At 69.2% G+C, this 13,309-nt stretch carries 12 protein-coding genes, 1 tRNA gene and 2 pseudogenes; 10 read left to right on the forward strand and 5 right to left on the reverse strand.

Annotated elements, in window-relative coordinates:
• Nucleotides 1–9 precede the first annotated feature (9 nt).
• The 3 genes from yidD to rpmH are packed head-to-tail and all read right to left on the reverse strand — an operon-like array spanning nt 10 to nt 793.
• The gene (yidD, locus tag QSK10_RS29360) at nt 10–270 is read right to left on the reverse strand and encodes a membrane protein insertion efficiency factor YidD (protein WP_285666542.1); all 261 of its coding nucleotides are present in this window, start codon (nt 268–270) and stop codon (nt 10–12) included.
• Nucleotides 267–617, reverse strand: coding sequence for a ribonuclease P protein component (gene rnpA / locus QSK10_RS29365; protein ID WP_285666544.1), 351 nt, complete (start codon nt 615–617; stop codon nt 267–269). Before rnpA ends, yidD begins: the two co-directional genes overlap by 4 nt.
• Nucleotides 618–655: 38 nt before the next feature.
• A complete protein-coding gene (gene rpmH, locus QSK10_RS29370; protein ID WP_184791248.1) occupies nt 656–793 on the reverse strand; it encodes a 50S ribosomal protein L34 in 138 nt (45 codons plus the stop codon).
• A 491-nt stretch (nt 794–1,284) separates the two neighbouring features.
• Here rpmH and dnaA point away from each other — a divergent pair, with 491 nt between their 5' ends.
• The 10 genes and pseudogenes from dnaA (at nt 1,285) to QSK10_RS29420 (ending at nt 13,090) form a co-directional block, all read left to right on the forward strand.
• A complete protein-coding gene (dnaA, locus tag QSK10_RS29375; protein WP_285666545.1) occupies nt 1,285–2,829 on the forward strand; it encodes a chromosomal replication initiator protein DnaA in 1,545 nt (514 codons plus the stop codon).
• A gap of 504 nt (nt 2,830–3,333) precedes the next feature.
• Nucleotides 3,334–4,476 carry a DNA polymerase III subunit beta gene (gene dnaN / locus QSK10_RS29380; protein WP_285666546.1) on the forward strand — a complete coding sequence of 381 codons (1,143 nt, stop codon included), beginning with the start codon at nt 3,334–3,336 and terminating at the stop codon, nt 4,474–4,476.
• A 17-nt stretch (nt 4,477–4,493) separates the two neighbouring features.
• On the forward strand, nt 4,494–5,372 hold the full coding sequence (gene gnd, locus QSK10_RS29385; protein WP_285666547.1) for a phosphogluconate dehydrogenase (NAD(+)-dependent, decarboxylating): 879 nt from the start codon (nt 4,494–4,496) through the stop codon (nt 5,370–5,372).
• A 55-nt stretch (nt 5,373–5,427) separates the two neighbouring features.
• On the forward strand, nt 5,428–6,579 hold the full coding sequence (gene recF, locus QSK10_RS29390; protein ID WP_285666548.1) for a DNA replication/repair protein RecF: 1,152 nt from the start codon (nt 5,428–5,430) through the stop codon (nt 6,577–6,579).
• Nucleotides 6,569–6,997 (forward strand): DciA family protein, encoded by a 429-nt coding sequence (locus QSK10_RS29395; RefSeq protein WP_285666549.1) that lies wholly within the window; start codon nt 6,569–6,571, stop codon nt 6,995–6,997. Before recF ends, QSK10_RS29395 begins: the two co-directional genes overlap by 11 nt.
• A 228-nt stretch (nt 6,998–7,225) precedes the next feature.
• Nucleotides 7,226–9,190: a DNA topoisomerase (ATP-hydrolyzing) subunit B gene (gene gyrB, locus QSK10_RS29400; RefSeq protein WP_285666551.1), complete on the forward strand. Its 1,965-nt coding sequence runs from the start codon at nt 7,226–7,228 to the stop codon at nt 9,188–9,190.
• 66 nt (nt 9,191–9,256) lie between these two features.
• Nucleotides 9,257–11,737: pseudogene (gyrA, locus tag QSK10_RS29405) on the forward strand (DNA gyrase subunit A); the annotation flags it as partial.
• Nucleotides 11,738–11,744: 7 nt separating this feature from the next.
• Nucleotides 11,745–12,338 carry a DUF3566 domain-containing protein gene (locus QSK10_RS29410; RefSeq protein WP_285666553.1) on the forward strand — a complete coding sequence of 198 codons (594 nt, stop codon included), beginning with the start codon at nt 11,745–11,747 and terminating at the stop codon, nt 12,336–12,338.
• A gap of 55 nt (nt 12,339–12,393) precedes the next feature.
• A tRNA-Ile gene (locus tag QSK10_RS29415) sits at nt 12,394–12,470 on the forward strand.
• A gap of 110 nt (nt 12,471–12,580) precedes the next feature.
• Entirely contained in the window at nt 12,581–13,090 is a 510-nt protein-coding gene (locus tag QSK10_RS29420; RefSeq protein WP_285666555.1) for an SHOCT domain-containing protein, read from the forward strand.
• On the opposite strand, the pseudogene QSK10_RS34220 reads toward QSK10_RS29420, so the two are convergent.
• Nucleotides 13,087–13,134: pseudogene (locus QSK10_RS34220) on the reverse strand (hypothetical protein); the annotation flags it as partial. The gene QSK10_RS29420 and the pseudogene QSK10_RS34220 overlap by 4 nt on opposite strands.
• Nucleotides 13,122–13,274, reverse strand: coding sequence for a DinB family protein (locus tag QSK10_RS29425; RefSeq protein WP_285666557.1), 153 nt, complete (start codon nt 13,272–13,274; stop codon nt 13,122–13,124). The pseudogene QSK10_RS34220 and the gene QSK10_RS29425, both read right to left, overlap by 13 nt.
• Between the last annotated feature and the right edge of the window lie 35 nt (nt 13,275–13,309).

The raw sequence follows: 13,309 nt of genomic DNA on the forward strand, positions 1-13,309 counted from the left end.
GCCCGACACCTAGTACTCCTTCTGCTCAGGCTCGGTGGCGCTGCGCCCCCTAGCCGGAGGGACCGGGTCGTAACCGCCCGGGTGGAACGGGTGGCAGCGCAGCAGCCTGCGGACCGCCAGGTGGAACCCTCGCGCCGCCCCGTGCGTCTCGACCGCCTCCAAGGCGTAAGCGCTACAGGACGGGTAGAAGCGGCAGCGGGCCGGCAGTGCCGGGCTTATCCATCGACGGTACGCGACGATGGGCAGCGACAGGAGCCGGGCCATGGTCATCCGCGACGCTCCCGGGGCTTGCGGGCCAGCGCGATCGCCGCGTCCAGATCGGCGGCGAGTTCGGCGTAACCGCGCTCCGCGGCGAGGGGGAGTGCCCTTACCACCACGTCGGTTCCGGGCGTCCATGCCGGGAGCCGCTCGGCGACGAGGTGACGGAGCCGTCTCTTCACGCGGTTGCGCACCACGGCGCCGCCGACGGCCTTGGACACGACGAAACCCGCCCGTGCCCCATGAGCGCCGTCTCCCTGCTTGAGGTGGACGACTACCGCGCCGCGAGCAGCGCGACGTCCCCGCATGGTGGCGGAGAAGTCAGCGCGGTTCCGCAGCCGCGCGGCCTTGGGCAGCACGAGCGGGCCTCTTCAAAAGTCTGGTGAACGCCGGGGCGTCAGGCCGACAGGCGCTCGCGGCCCTTGCGACGACGCAGGGCGATGATGGCGCGCCCGGCACGGGTGCGCATGCGCAGCCGGAAGCCGTGGGTCTTCGCGCGGCGGCGGTTGTTCGGCTGGAAGGTGCGCTTGCTCACGGTCGGGACTCCAAGTTCGGTATTGCGGGGTCCGGCTCGGAGTTGAGCCGGTCGTCTGACGCGCCGGGGCGTGACACCCATCGATACCGGGGCGGCTCACGCGCGTGGCTGCACCAGCGTACCAATGGGCATGCGACAGCCCGGATACGGCCGGTCAACAGTACTTGGGTCGCCTGGAAGCGGCAACTCGGGGCCGGGTGGAGCGACGTCCCCACCACGCGGCGATAATCCACAGGCACCTGTGGACAACGCTTGTGCACAGGCCCGCCAGAGACTAGCGTGCCAGCTGCGTGCGGGTCATCCGGGCATCGCTTCCATACTCGAAACCGACTGCGCCGCACCATTGTGTCGTGATATGCCCGATTTTTTTCGGGGCGGAGTTCACAGAGGCGGCACACCCCACAGGTCGTGCACAGCCTGTGGATAACCTGTGGATAACCGATCACGATCATGGGGGTGGGACCGCCGTGGCAGGCGACACGACCGATGGCATGCCGACCGCTTCAATCGACCTCACCGTCGTCTGGCGGCTGGTGGCCGAAGAACTGAGCGGCTCGGGCCTGTCGGCGCAGCAGCGCGCCTGGCTCCGCCTCACCCAGCCCCTCGGGCTCTTCGAGGACACCGTCATCATCGCCGCGCCGAACCAGTTCGCGCGCGAGGCCTTCGAGTCCCGGCTGCGGACCACGCTCACCGAGGCGCTCGGGCACCACCTGGCCCGCCCGGTGCAGATCGCGGTGACCGTGCGTCCCCCCGCGCCCGACGAGCAGCCCGCGCCCCAGCAGGCGCCGCTGCCGCTGCCTCCCCAGCCGCACCCGCAGGCGCCCGTGCACAACCTGGCCCCGATCGAGCCGGCCCCGCCGGTCGTCCCGCGCCAGCCCGAGCCCCCGGTCTACGTCCCGCCGGTGGCGCCCCCGTCGCCGATCGACGACACCTCGCCGGCCGACCGCTCGCCGATGCCGCAGCGCCCGGTGGGGGCGCAGAACACGTCCTCGGTACCGGCCAACGCCTCGCGGCTGAACGCCAAGTACAACTTCGACACCTTCGTCATCGGCTCCTCCAACCGCTTCGCGCACGCCGCCGCGGTCGCCGTCGCCGAATCGCCCGCCAAGGCCTACAACCCGCTCTTCATCTACGGGGACTCCGGGCTGGGCAAGACGCACCTCGTGCACGCCATCGGCCACTACGCCACCGGGCTGGGCAACGCCCGCAGCGTCCGGTACGTGTCGACCGAGGAGTTCACCAACGACTTCATCAACTCCCTGCGCGACGACAAGCGGCAGGCCTTCCAGCGCCGCTACCGCGACGTCGACATCCTCCTCATCGACGACATCCAGTTCCTGGAGCGCGCCGAGCGGACGCAGGAGGAGTTCTTCCACACCTTCAACACCCTCCACAACGCCAACAAGCAGATCGTCATCACCTCCGACCGCTCGCCCAAGCAGCTGTCGACCCTCGAAGACCGTCTGCGCACCCGCTTCGAGTGGGGCCTGCTGGCCGACATCCAGCCGCCGGACCTGGAGACGCGCATCGCGATCCTCCAGAAGAAGGCCGCCCAGGAGCGCCTGGACGCCCCGCCGGACGCCCTAGAGTACATCGCCAGCCGCATCCAGCACTCCATCCGCGAGCTGGAGGGCGCCCTCATCCGGGTGACCGCCTTCGCCAGCCTCAACCGGGCCCCGATCGACCGGAGCCTGGCCGAGCAGGTCCTGTCCGACTACATCCCGGACAACGACGGCCCGCCGGACGTGTCGGCCGAGGACATCATGAAGGCCACCGCGGTTTACTTCTCGGTCAGCAACGAGGACCTGTGCGGGCACTCGCGCTCGCGCGTCCTGGTCAACGCGCGCCAGGTCGCCATGTACCTGTGCCGTGAGCTGACCGACCTCTCGCTGCCGCGCATCGGGCAGGCCTTCGGTGGCCGTGACCACACCACGGTCATGCACGCCGACCGCAAGATCCGCAAGCAGATGGCCGAACGGCGGACCCTGTACAACCAGATCGCCGAGCTGACCAACCGGATCAAGCAGCAGAACTGACCCCGCGGGCCCCGACGTGTCAGACCCCTTCGCCACTCTGTTGTCCACACCTCGTCCACAGGATGTGAACAACTCTCGGATAGTTGTCCACAGACGTTTTCGCAGCTCAGCGAGTTCGTCCACAGCGCCCTCCACAGGAGACACGCCTGTGTCCACAGCCTGTGCACGAGGTGTGGACAACTCTGTGGAAAAGTCCGTTTCCACGTGTGCACAACCTGGGGAAAACCTGTGTGCAACCCTGTGGACGGGGCTGTGGACGAATGTGGACAACTCTGTGGAGAGCCGAACCTGTGGATGAACGGGGTGGTTTTCCCCAGGTGCCTCCACAGGACGTCCACAGGCCGTCAGCCGGGGTGAGCTGGGAAAACGAGGGTTTTCCACAGTATCCACAGCACCGAACACGACGACGGTATCTACCTATAGAGGAATCCATACAACAGTCGCTGTGTGGAAAACTCGCTTGGCCGGGCCTGACAGCCCCGGCACCACTCGCAAGGAGAGAGCATGAAATTTCGAGTCGAACGCGACGCGCTGACGACCGCGGTCACCTGGACCGCCAAGAGCCTGCCCACCCGCCCCTCGGTGCCGGTACTGGCCGGTGCGCTGCTGAAGGTCGAGGACGGGGCCCTGACCATCTCCGGGTTCGACTACGAGATCTCCAGCCAGGTCACCGTCGGCGTTGAGGCCGACGCCCCGGGCACCGCGCTGGTCTCCGGCCGACTGCTGGCCGAGATCGTCAAGGCGCTGCCGGCCAAGCCGGTGGAGTTCGCCGCCGTCGACGGCCACGCCGAGATCACCTGCGGCAGCGCGCGCTTCACCCTGCCGACCATGCCGGTCGAGGACTACCCGGCGCTCCCGGCGATGCCCGGCGTCGTGGGCACGATCCCCGCCGACGTGTTCGCCACCGCCGTGAGCCAGGTCGCCGTGGCCGCCGGTCGCGACGACACCCTGCCGACCATGACCGGCGTCCAGGTCGAGATGACCGGCACCAGCTTCGCGCTGCTGGCCACCGACCGCTACCGCATGGCCGTCCGCGAGCTGGACTGGTCCCCGGTCGACGACGACGTGAACCTGACCGTGCTGATCCCGGCCAAGGCGCTCTCGGACACCGCCAAGAGCTTCGGCGCCGGTGGCGGCGACGTGACCATCGCCATGCCCACCGAGGGCGGCGGCACGGGCCTGGTGGGCTTCTCGGTGCAGAACCGGCACACCACCAGCCGCGTTCTGGACGGCCAGCTGCCTAAGCTACGGTCGTTGCTGCCGACCGCCTACAACGCCAAGCTGCGCGTGACGGCCGCCGAGCTGGTGGAGGTGTCCCGCCGTGTGGCCCTGGTCGCCGAGCGCGACACCCGCATCCAGCTCCGGATCGACGCCGACGGTCTCGTCGTCGAGGCGGGCGGCACCGAGGACGCCAAGGCGAGCGAGGCGATGGACTGCGTGTACGACGGTGAGCCGATGACGGTGGCCTTCAACTCGCAGTACCTGCTGGACGGTCTGTCCGCCATCAACGCGCAGACGGCCGTACTCTCGTTCACAGACCCGATGAAGCCGGTCGTGCTGACCGGCGCGGCCCCCGGCGACGACGATGAGGTCATCGAGATCGAGGGCTACAAGTACCTGCTCCAGCCCTTGCGGTTCGATAACTAAGCGAAAGTAGGACCACCATGCAGCTCGGCATCGTCGGCCTCGGGAAGATGGGCGGGAACATGCGCACCCGCCTGCGCAACGCCGGTCACGACGTCGTCGGTTACGACCGCGACGCCTCGATCTCCGATGTGGACTCCCTGGAGAGCCTGGTGAAGGCCCTGGAGGGCCCCCGTGCGGTATGGATCATGGTCCCCTCCGGTGACCCGACCCGCGACACCGTCAAGGCCCTCGGAGAGCTGCTCTCCGAGGGCGACATCGTCATCGACGGCGGCAACTCCCGCTTCACCGACGACAAGGTGAACGCCGAGCTCCTGGCCACCAAGGGCGTCGGCTACGTCGACGCCGGCGTCTCCGGCGGCGTGTGGGGCCTGAAGAACGGCTACGCGCTGATGGTCGGCGGGTCCGACGAGAACATCGCCCGGCTCATGCCGATCTTCGAGGCCCTCAAGCCCGAGGGCGAGTTCGGCTTCGTGCACGCGGGCGGCGTCGGCGCCGGGCACTACGCGAAGATGGTTCACAACGGCATCGAGTACGGCCTGATGCACGCCTACGCCGAGGGCTACGAGCTGCTGGAGGCCTCCGAGGTCGTCACCGACGTCCCGGCCGTGGTCAAGTCCTGGCGCGAGGGCACCGTCATCCGCTCCTGGCTGCTGGACCTGCTGGACCGCGCGCTGGAGGAGGACCCGGGCCTGGCCGACATCTCCGGCTACTCCTCGGACTCCGGCGAGGGCCGCTGGACCGTCGAGGAGGCCATCCGCCTGGCCGTCCCGCTGCACGTGATCTCGGCCTCGCTGTTCGCGCGCTTCGAGTCCCGGCAGGACGACTCCCCGGCGATGAAGGCCGTCTCGGCCCTGCGCAACCAGTTCGGCGGGCACGCCGTCAAGAAGGCCGAGTAAAGACCTCTCCGCGAAGGCCGGCGAGGACGCGATAGGCACAGAACAGTGGAGCACGGTGCACGTTCGTCGCTTTGAGCTCATCGACTTCAGGTCGTACCCGCACGTCGTGGTCGACCTGGAGCCGGGACCGAGCGTCCTCGTCGGTCCCAACGGGGCCGGCAAGACCAACCTCGTGGAGGCCCTGGGGTACCTGGCGACCCTGGGCAGCCACCGGGTGTCCGCCGACGCGCCGCTGGTGCGGGCGGGCGCCGAGAAGGCGATCCTGCGGGCGCTCATCGCCCACGAGGGCCGCGAGCTGATCGCCGAGCTGGAGCTGGTCCCCGGCAAGGCCAACCGCGCCCGGCTGGGCCGCCAGCCGCTGCCCCGGGCCCGCGACATCCTGGGCGCGCTGCGGGTGATCCTGTTCGCGCCGGAGGACCTCGCGCTGATCCGCGGCGAGCCCGCCGAGCGCCGCCGCTTCCTGGACGACCTGCTGGTCGCGCGTCATCCGCGCTACGCGGGCGTCCGCGCCGACTACGACCGGGTCCTCAAGCAGCGGAACACGCTGCTGCGCACCGCCTACCTGGCGCGCAAGGTCACCGGCCGCCGCCAGGCCTCCGACTCCGGGGACCTGCGGACCCTGGAGGCCTGGGACAAGCAGCTCGCCGAGTACGGCTCGGAGCTGCTGGCCGGGCGCCTGTCGCTGGTGGAGGCCCTGGCGCCCTACGTCACGAAGGCCTACGACGCGGTCAGCCAGGGCAAGGGCCGCGCGGCCGTCGCCTACAAGTCGTCGCTGGACGACGAGCGCGGCACGCTCACCGCCGACCGCGAGCTGATCACCGCCAAGATGCTCAATGCCCTCGCCGCCGCCCGCGACGCCGAGATCGACCGCGGCTCGACCCTCGTCGGCCCCCAGCGCGATGACATCGCCCTCCAGCTGGGCGACCTGCCCGCCAAGGGCTACGCCAGCCACGGTGAGTCCTGGTCCTACGCCCTGGCGCTGCGGCTGGCGTCCTACGACCTGCTGCGCGCCGAGGGCATCGAGCCGGTGCTGATCCTCGACGACGTGTTCGCCGAGCTCGACGCCACCCGCCGCGACCGGCTCGCCGAGCTGCTGGACGGCGCCGCGCAGGTCCTGGTCACCTGCGCGGTGGCCGGGGACGTCCCGGCCGCGCTCACCGGTGCCCGCTACGACGTCGCCGAGGGCGAGGTCCGCCGTGTCGTATGAGGATGGGCTGCCCTACCGCCCCCGCCGCAAGTCCGCCGGTTACACCGGCCCGGGACCCGACAAGCGCGACCCGCAGCCCCTGGCGGCGCTGCTGGCGAAGCTGCTGAAGGACCGCGGCTGGCAGCAGCCGGCCGCCCATCACGGCGTGTTCGGGCGCTGGGAGGCCATCGTCGGCGCCGAGATCGCCGCGCACTGCCACCCGGTGAGCCTGGCCGAGAAGGAGCTGGTGGTCGAGGCGGAGTCGGCGGCCTGGGCGACGCAGCTGCGGCTGTTCCAGGGCCAGATATTGAAGAAGATCGCCGAGGACCTGGGCCACGGCCTGGTCACCCGGGTGCGGGTGCACGGGCCGACGCAGACGCGCCGCAATTTCGGGCCGCGCCGCGTACGATTTCCAGGGTCGCGCGACACGTCCGGGTAACCTTGGGGTGAGTGGGGGACTACGGCGACGGGGGTTTTCGGCGCCACACGGCCCTATGAGAGGGCGTGCGGTGCCATTCCTGTCGCAGGGGGCAAGTAGGATCGAGACGGGCTGGCGGGTTCGGGTAACACTCCATCGAGTGCCGGGGCGAGTCGGCCCGTGGCGGTCGGTGCGTTCCCTTGAAGTCACCGACCGTTACTGACGACTCGTGAAGAAAGTGGGTTCTCGGTGAGCGCTGCCGCGAAAAAGGACGAATACGGCGCAGGTTCCATCCAGGTCCTGGAGGGGCTTGAGGCCGTCCGCAAGCGGCCCGGTATGTACATCGGCTCCACCGGTGAACGCGGTCTGCACCACCTCGTGCAGGAGATCGTGGACAACGCCGTCGATGAGGCGATGGCGGGATTCTGCGACACGATCAACGTCACCATCCTCGAAGACGGCGGCGTGCGCGTCATCGACAACGGCCGTGGTTTCCCGGTCGACCCGCACCCCACCCTGGGCATCCCGGGTGTCGAGGTCGCGCTGACGATCCTGCACGCCGGCGGCAAGTTCGACAGCAAGACCTACGCCGTCTCCGGTGGTCTGCACGGCGTGGGCGTGTCGGTGGTGAACGCGCTGTCGACGCGCATGGCGCTGGAGATCCACAAGAACGGCGACGTCTACCGCCAGGACTACACCAACCAGAAGCCCTCGCCGCTGGTCAAGGGTGAGAAGACCAGCACCTCCGGGTCCTCGGTGGCCTTCTGGCCCGACGCCGAGATCTTCGAGACGATCACGTTCAACTTCGAGACGATCTACCGGCGCCTCCAGGAGATGGCCTTCCTGACCGGCGGCCTGACGATCATCCTGCGCGACGAGCGTCCGGAGTACTTCGAGGACGACAAGCCGCGCGAGGTCACCTTCCGCTACGACGAGGGCATCGCCGACTTCGTGCGGCACCTCAACGCGACGAAGAACCCGCTGCACAAGTCCGTGGTCCACTTCGAGACCGAGGACAAGGCGGCCGGCATGTCCGCCGAGATCGCCCTCCAGTGGAACGAGTCCTACGGCGAGTCGGTGTACACCTTCGCCAACGCCATCAACACCCACGAGGGCGGCACGCACGAAGAGGGCTTCCGGGCCGCGCTGACCTCGATCGTCAACAAGTACGGCGTGGAGCGCAAGCTCCTCAAGAGCGAGGCCGACCGGCTGTCCGGTGAGGACATCCGCGAGGGCCTGGCCGCGATCGTGTCGGTGAAGCTCGCCGAGCCCCAGTTCGAGGGCCAGACGAAGACCAAGCTCGGCAACACCGAGGTCAAGGGCTTCGTGCAGAAGGTCGTCAACGAGCGGCTGGCCGACTGGTTCGAGCGCAACCCCGCCGAGGCCAAGACGATCATCACCAAGGCCTCCGCCGCCGCGCAGGCCCGCAAGGCCGCCGCGCAGGCCCGCAAGCTGGCCCGCCGCAAGAGCCTCCTGGAGACCTCCTCGATGCCGGGCAAGCTGGCCGACTGCCAGTCGACCGACCCGCGCGAGTCCGAGGTCTTCATCGTCGAGGGCGACTCCGCCGGCGGCTCGGCCAAGCAGGGCCGCAACCCGCGCACCCAGGCCATCCTGCCCATCCGCGGCAAGATCCTGAACGTGGAGAAGGCCCGCATCGACAAGGTCCTCAAGAACAACGAGGTCCAGGCCATCATCACCGCGCTGGGCACCGGCATCCACGATGACTTCGACATCGAGAAGCTGCGCTACCACAAGGTGATCATGATGTCCGACGCCGACGTCGACGGACAGCACATCAACACGCTGCTGCTCACCCTGCTGTTCCGCTTCATGCGGCCGCTGGTGGAGATGGGGCACGTGTACATGTCCCAGCCGCCGCTGTACAAGATCAAGTGGAACCGCAAGGGCGACCAGGTCGAGTACGCCTACTCCGACAAGGAGCGCGACGGCCTCATCGAGATGGGCATCGCCGCCGGCAAGCCCGACCCGCGCAAGTTCGACGGCATCCAGCGCTACAAGGGTCTCGGCGAGATGAACTACCACGAGCTGTGGGAGACCACGATGGACCCGGCGACGCGCTCGCTGCTGCGCGTCACCCTCGATGACGCGGCAACCGCCGACGAGCTCTTCAGCGTCCTGATGGGCGAGGACGTGGAGTCGCGGCGGAACTTCATCCAGCGCAACGCCAAGGACGTGCGCTTCCTGGACATCTAGCGGGTTGTCCACAGTATCCACAGACTTATCCACAGTTTCTCGCAAGTGCTCTCGGAGAGGTAAACCGTGTCGGAGACCACCGTGTCGGAAGAGGAGTCGAGCGGGCGCATCTCGCCGGTCGGCGTAGAGGTGCAGATGCACCAGTCCTACCTCGACTACGCGATGAGCGTCATCGTCGGCCGGGCGCTGCCGGACGTCCGTGACGGGCTCAAGCCCGTGCACCGCAAGGTGCTCTACGGCATGTACGACGGCGGGTACCGCCCCGACCGGGGGTACGTGAAGTGCTCCCGCGTCGTCGGCGACGTGATGGGTCAGTACCACCCGCACGGCGACGCGTCCATCTACGACACCCTCGTGCGCATGGCGCAGCCGTGGTCGCTGCGCTACCCGCTCGTCGACGGCCAGGGCAACTTCGGCTCGCCCGGCAACGACGGCGCCGCCGCCATGCGTTACACCGAGTCGCGCCTGCATCCCATGGCCATGGAGATGATGCGGGACATCGACGAGGAGTCGGTGGACTTCGGGCCCAACTACGACGGCAAGACCACCGAGCCGCTCGTCCTGCCCGCGCGCATCCCCAACCTGCTGGTCAACGGCTCCGAGGGCATCGCGGTCGGCATGGCCACCAAGATCCCCCCGCACAACCTGCGCGAGGTCGCCGAGGCCGTCTACTGGTGCCTCGACAACCCCGAGGTCGGCGAGGAGGAGACCCTCGAAGAGCTGATCAAGCTCGTCCAGGGCCCCGACTTCCCGACCCACGCCCTCATCGTGGGCCGCAGCGGCATCGAGGACGCCTACCGCACCGGCCGCGGCTCGATCCGCATGCGCGCGGTCATCGAGATGGAGGAGGACGCCAAGGGCCGGGCCGTCCTCGTCGTCACCGAGCTGCCCTACCAGGTCAACCCCGACAACCTCGCCCTCCGCGTCGCCGAGCTGGTCAAGGAGGGCAAGCTCACCGGCATCGCCGACATCCGCGACGAGTCCTCCGGCCGCACCGGCATGCGCCTGATCCTGGTGCTCAAGCGCGACGCGATCGCCAAGGTCGTCCTGAACAACCTGTACAAGCACACGCAGCTCCAGGAGACCTTCGGCGCGAACATGCTCGCCCTGGTCGACGGCGTGCCGCGCACCCTGAACCTCGCGCAGTTCATCCGCCACTACGTGGCCCACCAGGTCAACGTGATCGTCCGGCGCACCCAGTACCGCCTGCGCAAGGCCGAAGAGCGCGCCCACATCCTGCGCGGCCTGCACAAGGCCCTCGACCAGCTCGACGAGGTCATCGCCCTCATCCGGCGCGCGCCCTCGGCCGACGAGGCCAAGACCGGCCTCCAGCGGCTCCTCGACGTCGACGAGGTCCAGGCCACCGCGATCCTCGACATGCAGCTGCGGCGCCTGGCGGCCCTGGAGCGGCAGAAGATCATCGACGAGCTCGCCGAGATCGAGGCGAAGATCGCCGACCTGGAGGACATCCTCGCCCGGCCCGAGCGCGTCCGCCTGATCATCAAGGACGAGCTCCAGGCGACCGTGGCCCGCTGGGGCGACGAGCGCCGCACGAAGATCGTGCCCTTCGAGGGCGAGGTCTCCATGGAGGACCTCATCGCCCGCGAGGACGTGGTGGTGACGATCACGCGCGGCGGCTACGCCAAGCGCACCAAGGTCGACGCCTACCGCACCCAGCACCGCGGCGGCAAGGGCGTCCAGGGCGCCGCGCTGCGCCAGGACGACATCGTCAGCCACTTCTTCGTGTGCTCCACCCACGACTGGGTCCTGTTCTTCACCAACAAGGGCCGCGTGTACCGCGCCAAGGCCTACGAGCTCCCCGAGGCGTCCCGCACCGCCCGCGGCCAGCACGTGGCGAACCTCCTCGCGTTCCAGCCGGGCGAGACCATCGCCCAGGTCATCGAGATCACGAACTACGAGGTCGCGCCCTACCTGGTCCTGGCCACCCGCGACGGTGTGGTGAAGAAGACGAAGCTCTCCGACTTCGACTCCAACCGCACCGGCGGCGTGATCGGCATCAACCTCAAGGGCGAGGACGAGCTGGTCGGCGCGGCCCTCATCGGGCCCGAGGACGACCTGCTCCTGGTCAGCCGCAACGCCCAGGCGATCCGCTTCCAGGCCACCGACGAGGCCCTGCGTCCCATGGGGCGCGCCACGTCCGGCGTCATCGGGATGCGCTTCACCGATGGCGATGTGCTCCTTACCATGGAGGTGGTGCGCGAGGGCATGGACATCCTCGTCGCCACCGGAGGTGGGTACGCCAAGCGAACCCCGGTCGACGAGTACCCGCGTCAAGGCCGAGGGGGTAAGGGCGTGCTGACGGCGAAGATCACCGAGCGCCGCGGCGGCCTGGTGGGCGCGCTCAGCGTCCTCCCGGACGACGAGCTCTTCGCCATCACCTCCAACGGGGGCGTGATCCGTACGCCTGTCAAGCCCGTCCGGCGGACACGGGATCGAAACACCATGGGCGTCAAGCTGATGGATCTGCCGGAAGGCGTTACTTTGGTGGCTATCGCTCGCAGCGCGGACGAGCCGGACGAACAGGACTTAACGCATGACGGACACGCAGGCGAACGGCCCGGCCGCGGTCGGCCGAGCCCACGTGGGCGGGCCTGAGGTGGCCGAGACGCCGAGTGGCAAGTTCACCCGGCCGCCCGGCATGACGCCACCCCCGACCTCCCCCGACGCGCTGACCCCCCCGTCGGCGCCGCCCACCTCCTCCTCGGCCAAGGTCGCCGAGGCGGTCAAGGCGGCCCGGCAGGCGGTGTCCGCCGCCGCCGCCCGGGGCCCCCGGCGCGCGCGGCTGCACCTCAAGCGCATCGACCCGTGGTCGGTGATGAAGTTCTCCTTCGCCGTGTCCCTCGTGCTGTTCATCGTGCTGATCGTCGCCACGACGGTCCTGTACATCGCACTCGACTCGATGGGCGTGTTCACCAGCCTCAACGAGCTCGTCGGCTCCCTCGTCGGCTCCGACGACGGCGGCGAGGGCTTCAAGTTCACCGCCCGCGGCGTCATCGGCGTATCGGCCCTGCTCGGCGTGGTCAACATGGTCCTCTTCACCGCCATGGCGACCCTCGGCGCATTCGTCTACAACGTCTGCGCCGACCTCGTCGGCGGCATCGAGCTCACGCTCTCGGAGAAGGAGTAGATACCCGCGCGACGAGGCCCGGGGCGACCCGGTATAGTTTCGCTTCGTCGCGTCTGGGGCTATAGCTCAGTCGGTTAGAGCACAGAGCTGATAACTCTGGGGTCGCTGGTTCGATTCCAGCTAGCCCCACCAGACAAAAGGGCCGGGCCTCTTCACGAGGCCCGGCCCTTTCGCTCGCCCGGCGACCTCGCCTGCCCGATCATCCGAAGACAACCCCCCGTGACCCACGCCACAGTGGACGCATGTCCACGCCTGACGACCCCGCGCTCGCCGAATCCATCGGCCTCGCCGTGCTCCTCGCCCTCGCGCTCGGCGAGGAGGCCGCGCGCACGGTCCTCGACGGCATGGAACCCGACGAGGGCTTCCTCGCCATCACCGCCGGCACGATCGGCGGCGAGGAGGTCGCCCTCATCCTCACCCGGCGGCGGCTGCTCCTGATCGCCGGTGACGACGACCCGGAGAGCATCGACCTCGCCGACATCACCGGCGTCGACTGGCGGATGAACGTCCTGCGCGGCACGCTCTCCGTCTACTCGCGCGTCGGCGGCTTCGCGGTCGACAAGGTCGACCGCAAGGAGGGACCCCACTTCGTCGCCGCGGCCCGCGGCGTCATCGGCGGGCCCCCGTCCGCCGTGCCCGCCGCCGACAGCCCCGAGGCGGTCCTCCAGCGCCTCGCCGACCTGCACGCGCGCGGGCTCATCACCGACGCCGAGTACGCCGGCAAGCGGGCCGAGGTGCTGCGGCGGCTCTAGGCACCGGTCACCCCGTCGATCGCCTCCCGGATCAGATCGGCGTGCCCGCAGTGGCGCGCGTACTCGCCCGCCGGACCAGCTGCTCACCGGTGAGCCCGGCGCACTTGCGCAGCAGGGACGAGCGCTGCCACTCCAGGAACCCGTCGAGCATGGCGCGCTCACCGGCGCCGAAGGGCTCGTCCACGCGAGCGAATTCGGGGGCGGTCCAGGTCGTGCGAA

Origin of the sequence: Actinorhabdospora filicis, assembly GCF_030269765.1 — a bacterium.
Taxonomy (GTDB): domain Bacteria; phylum Actinomycetota; class Actinomycetes; order Mycobacteriales; family Micromonosporaceae; genus Actinorhabdospora; species Actinorhabdospora filicis.

What these genes read in the sequence shown, in the direction of transcription:
- dnaA (WP_285666545.1), top strand. Translation starts at nt 1,285, where the DNA reads ATGCCGACCGCTTCAATCGACCTCACCGTCGTCTGGCGGCTGGTGGCC.
- gnd (WP_285666547.1), top strand. Translation starts at nt 4,494, where the DNA reads ATGCAGCTCGGCATCGTCGGCCTCGGGAAGATGGGCGGGAACATGCGC.
- yidD (WP_285666542.1), bottom strand. Translation starts at nt 270, where the DNA reads ATGACCATGGCCCGGCTCCTGTCGCTGCCCATCGTCGCGTACCGTCGA.
- dnaN (WP_285666546.1), top strand. Translation starts at nt 3,334, where the DNA reads ATGAAATTTCGAGTCGAACGCGACGCGCTGACGACCGCGGTCACCTGG.
- QSK10_RS29420 (WP_285666555.1), top strand. Translation starts at nt 12,581, where the DNA reads ATGTCCACGCCTGACGACCCCGCGCTCGCCGAATCCATCGGCCTCGCC.
- QSK10_RS29410 (WP_285666553.1), top strand. Translation starts at nt 11,745, where the DNA reads ATGACGGACACGCAGGCGAACGGCCCGGCCGCGGTCGGCCGAGCCCAC.